The following is a 702-nucleotide window of genomic DNA, read 5'->3' on the forward strand; positions in this document are numbered from 1 at the left end:
AGATCCGCCACGGTCACCCGAACCGCTGCGATTGAATCCGCCGCGCTCATTCGAGTCGCCGCCACGGTTGAAACCACCGCGGTCGCTGGAGCTGCCGGTGCGGTTGAAGCCGCTGCGGCTGTTCGAGTCGCCGCCACGGTTGGAGGTGCCAGCGTCGTCACGGCGGTTGAAGCCGCCGCGGTCGCCTGTGTTGCCGCGCGAGCTCGAGTCGCCGCCGCGGTTGAAGCCACCGCGCTCGCCGGAGCCCTCGCGGCGCTGGTAGCCGCCGCGATCGCCGGAACCGGATCGGTCGCCTGAATTACCGCGCTGGGCGGAGTCGCCGCGCTGGTTGAATCCGCTGCGGCCGGCGGAGTCGCCGGAGCTGCTGCGATCGCCGGAATTGTTGCTTCGTTTGAAGCCGCCGCGCTGGCCGCTTTCGCGGTCGGGGCGGTTCTTGGAGGAGTCGCCTGCGGCCCCACCGCTGCCCTGAGCTGGGCGGTCGGATCCCTCGCCGCGCGGGGAGGACTTCCGGTCGTCGTTCTGTTCCGACACGGTGATCCCTTTCTGAGGTCCGCAAGAGTGGTCGGGGCCCCACAAATTCAATCACGTGTCTTGGTGGGGGCCTGACACGGCAACGTAGTTTCCGCACGCAACGTGCTGAAACGACGATAGGGGACCCAGAATCTGGGTCCCCTATCGTGAAGGATGTTCCGGCGGTGTCCT

At 67.9% G+C, this 702-nt stretch carries 1 pseudogene; it reads right to left on the minus strand.

The window, feature by feature from the left end:
- Window positions 1–531, minus strand: a pseudogene (locus tag F3087_RS44775) (hypothetical protein); the annotation flags it as partial.
- Window positions 532–702: the final 171 nt, after the last annotated feature.

This window comes from Nocardia colli (assembly GCF_008704205.1).
GTDB classification, from domain to species: Bacteria; Actinomycetota; Actinomycetes; order Mycobacteriales; family Mycobacteriaceae; genus Nocardia; species Nocardia colli.